Origin of the sequence: Desulfonatronospira sp., assembly GCA_003563255.1 — a bacterium.
Taxonomy (GTDB): Bacteria; Desulfobacterota; Desulfovibrionia; order Desulfovibrionales; family Desulfonatronovibrionaceae; genus Desulfonatronospira.
This window is the reverse complement of sequence record PWSL01000496.1, coordinates 1-3,438: the sequence shown is the minus strand read 5'-3', so window position 1 is coordinate 3,438 and position 3,438 is coordinate 1. Positions and strand designations below refer to the sequence as shown.

The 3,438-nt window shown below is 42.3% G+C and carries 6 protein-coding genes and 1 pseudogene; all 7 read right to left on the bottom strand.

From position 1 onward, the window contains the following. Positions 1 to 79: 79 nt before the first annotated feature. Positions 80 to 460 (bottom strand): annotated as a pseudogene (locus QZP87_RS14525) (hypothetical protein); the annotation flags it as partial. A 328-nt stretch (positions 461 to 788) separates the two neighbouring features. Next, on the bottom strand, positions 789 to 1,007 hold the full coding sequence (locus tag QZP87_RS14520) for a DUF2283 domain-containing protein (protein ID WP_291323642.1): 219 nt from the start codon (positions 1,005 to 1,007) through the stop codon (positions 789 to 791). A gap of 222 nt (positions 1,008 to 1,229) precedes the next feature. Then, positions 1,230 to 1,460 carry a DUF4926 domain-containing protein gene (locus QZP87_RS14515; protein WP_291323641.1) on the bottom strand — a complete coding sequence of 77 codons (231 nt, stop codon included), beginning with the start codon at positions 1,458 to 1,460 and terminating at the stop codon, positions 1,230 to 1,232. After that, positions 1,457 to 1,780, bottom strand: coding sequence for a DUF6883 domain-containing protein (locus QZP87_RS14510; protein ID WP_291323640.1), 324 nt, complete (start codon positions 1,778 to 1,780; stop codon positions 1,457 to 1,459). Before QZP87_RS14510 ends, QZP87_RS14515 begins: the two co-directional genes overlap by 4 nt. Before the next feature lie 830 nt (positions 1,781 to 2,610). Further along, complete coding sequence (locus QZP87_RS14505; RefSeq protein ID WP_291323639.1) at positions 2,611 to 2,856, bottom strand: hypothetical protein; 246 nt, start codon at positions 2,854 to 2,856, stop codon at positions 2,611 to 2,613. Beyond that, on the bottom strand, positions 2,846 to 3,082 hold the full coding sequence (locus tag QZP87_RS14500; protein ID WP_291323638.1) for a hypothetical protein: 237 nt from the start codon (positions 3,080 to 3,082) through the stop codon (positions 2,846 to 2,848). The genes QZP87_RS14505 and QZP87_RS14500 overlap by 11 nt, the downstream gene beginning before the upstream one ends. A 219-nt stretch (positions 3,083 to 3,301) precedes the next feature. Then, a partial coding sequence (locus QZP87_RS14495) for a HepT-like ribonuclease domain-containing protein (protein ID WP_291323643.1) occupies positions 3,302 to 3,438 on the bottom strand: 137 nt, incomplete at its 5' end.

Below are 3,438 nucleotides of genomic sequence, written 5' to 3'. Positions count from 1 at the left end.
ATAGAGAGAGGAAATATATGATGAGGTACTATGAAGGGGTAGGGAGGTTGGTGTGCGGGGGCCGCTACGCGGCATTTAACCGGGTAAAGTTCTGCTTGATGTCCTTTACATAAGCACCCAGGCTGCAAAGCCTCTTCTTGGCCTCAGCCATCCGGTCAGCAGGCATCTCGACCTTGTCACCATAATAGTCCTGCCACCTCTTGATGATGTCTGAATTGGAAATTTCATCCTCAGGGTGCATGCGGGCCACCAAGTGGAAATGGTTACCCATAATGGCAAATCCCAACACGTCAACAAAGTAAAGTCTGCTCAGTCTTTTGATAAGCCCCAGCAGGTAGTCCTTGTCAGTATCCTTGATGGGTAGGCCGGGCAGGGCAGTACGCGATATTACGTGGTTCACCCGGTTAAATAAGATTTGAGCCAATATAAATGACTGCTCAAATCTTAGCTTGAGGCGCATAGGGAATACCATGGAAGATATCAGTTACTTTTATCACGTGCAGTAATAATAGGATATATACTTAAACCTCAAGCTATTTAACCGGGTAAACGGTTTGACGGTCGTTACGGATAAAACGGGCTATGCGGGGCATGGGACACCTCCTTTAAGACTGGTGGTTGAGCTGTTGAAAGAATGGATAGCATAAGCTGAAATCAAACTCAATAAGAGACTGTCCCCTTCTTCCGTTAGCTTCTTTAAGACTGCTTACCAGTTCATCGAATAATTGTTGCTCCATGATCAAAGCTCATTCATACGTTTGCATAGAAGACTTTTAACAATGTCTATGCTAAGCAGCTACTGTCATGATGTTAGGATCAAGACCTTTGAGATAGAAATCCTGCAATTGTATCTTGTGCCCAGCGTTATCTATATCGATCCCAACAAGTTTGCCTTGGGCATCATAGTCAAGGACAACTCCCTCAGAAATCTTTACACTTTCAACACTCGATTCATCTGAAAATTCAATATAAAGAGAATCTGTTTCATCGTAATAATTTAACTTCATAACTTAAACCTCCTGTCCGGGAAAGCATTATGTATGGTGACCATGTCATCTAAAGTTACCACGCGCAGAATTCGGAAGGTTGGTGACATGTCGAATATCAACCTGTCCATATGCTTTCTAAAGGCAGGCGGGGTATAGCGAGATACTGGCAACATAACTAAACTCGCAACATAATGTACCCTTCTGCCTTTAATGGCCTCCTTAGCCTTGAGAAAAAGCATATCAGGCTGCAGCCATGTCGCGGACATGCAGCATCTCGCGCTCCTGGACTGGCCGGATTTTGCCAGCATCCAGAGTCTCAACCGCTACTGTATTCCCGTCAAGTGCAATAAATTCGACCTCATAGGCCTTTGCATGCTTGTATACATGTACCACAACACCAACATCTCCAGCCACAAGGCCCGTAGAAGGTAAATCGACTGTCAAAACAGCATTCTCATGTTCTTTAATCATGGTGTATCTCCTTTGAGAGGATAAGCGGTAACAAGTCTCCATTCTTCAGTAGCAGATTCTCTGATCCATACTGTTCTTATACTGGGCATTGGTGAGCGTTTATTTGGAGTTTCGATGGGACCATCAACAGTATAGCGGATTCCGTATGGCGATTCAACAATGCTGGATACTGTCCCTATAACGGCTTGATTTTTAAGGGCTTGCGCCAATACCTCCCAATGTGAAGCTTTAAAGCCCATACTCATAAAGAAAGCAGCTTTTCCTCGACTTTTTTCCTTGTTGAGCAGGTAATCAAGAATTTTTCGTTTTTCAACGTGCATTAGGTCTTTTTCTCATATCAAGACAAAAAATGAAAGGGTTCTACATCAATAGTATGATTTTTTTACAATATTGCAAAAGGTTGAGAGGTATCCTTCAGTTTTTCCTGAAAATTAAACTTGCCTCTCAATTCCAGCTCCGATGAAAACCTGCTACGCAGGAACGCTGTGCGTTGCTTGCCTTGTGAAATATTTACCCCATGAAATACTGCCCATGGCAGTCCAGCTGTGCTGGATTTAATTGGGGGACAAGGTCTTAGAGTTGCGTACCTCACTGGGTTCCATAAACTAAACATCCTTCTATCTTTATTCTTTTCTTCCAACCTTGAACGTTGAACCCTGAACGGTGAACATTTATTCATCCCAGCATTCTAGCATTTCTTACATCTTCTTCCTGTTTCCAACCTCGCCCCCTCGCCCCTTGAACCTTGCCCCTTTTTTCTATCCCAGCATTTCTTATATTTATTTCCCGTCTGTCTTTCCTGTCTGCCTGCCCCATGAAACCGGGTCCCCTTCAGGGTGCTTGCCTTGTGAAATGCCAAAGGCCAGCGGAGCTTATTTCAATGGGTTTCATCGGGGTGGCTAATAAATCCTTTTTTTACCGATTTCACGTGCCACGTGATTTCGGCAATTTTTTCCGCTTCGCGGATGCAGAAACTTATCATATTCGTGATGATTAGTGCAGATTAGTGGGCAATTCTTTTCTTTTTCTCCCCACGAATACTCTGCCAAATTGGCCTTATTCATCTAACAAGCCTTCAATAAACTTGGCGATTTCCTTACTATTGACATCTACCTTGGCACTTTTTGCGTAGGTAAATAATAAATATACCTTATTGCACCCTTCTTGCCAAAAGTAAATTGTACGAAAGCCTCCACTTTTTTTTCTTTGCATCTGTGCTTGCAGTTCTGATCTTCCAGACTTTGTTGTTCCAACCTGGAATAGAGGCTCCAGTAGTCGGGTCCACCTCTAAAGCCTGAATAGTATGCAAAAGGTCATTTTTTATTGAGGGGTACTTCCTGGCCAACTTTTTAATGGATTTTTGAGAGGTTGGAGTAAGATATACTTCATAGTTCATTCCAAACATCCTTCCATGGACTGGCTTTGTCCATATTAATATCTTCCGTTCCTTTTTTTACCAATCTTTTGAACTCATACGACTGATAAAAATTGTGATCCTCAGGTTGGTCATCAGCATTTTGAAGTATTTTGAGTATTTTTTTAAAGCTTTCGATGGGAAGGATAACCGCGGTAGCTTTTCCATTCTCATCAACAACGTATTTTTCACCAATTGAAGTGTTCATTCTGGTCACTCCTTTTCTAACTTTTACAAGCGGAATTTAATCACCTTGCGAAAGAATCGTTTTTCATTAGCGTAAATTTGATGCAGATAAGTGGGTAATAGTCTGTTGTCCGGAGTTCGGGGTCGGAAGTCCAATAAACCCGTGATCCTGAGTGCGAGGTCAAATACTTGGCTAATGTTTTAGCATAAAGAAGTCAAAGACTTCATATTTATCCATAAATTATCTCAGAGAAGAAACCGAATGCAATAAGATGGGGAGTTCCTCCTGAATCACCTTCCAGACAATTTCGAGGTCAACTCCAAAATATTCATGAATCAGGATATTTCGGAAATCCTTGATATCCTGCCAGGGTACTT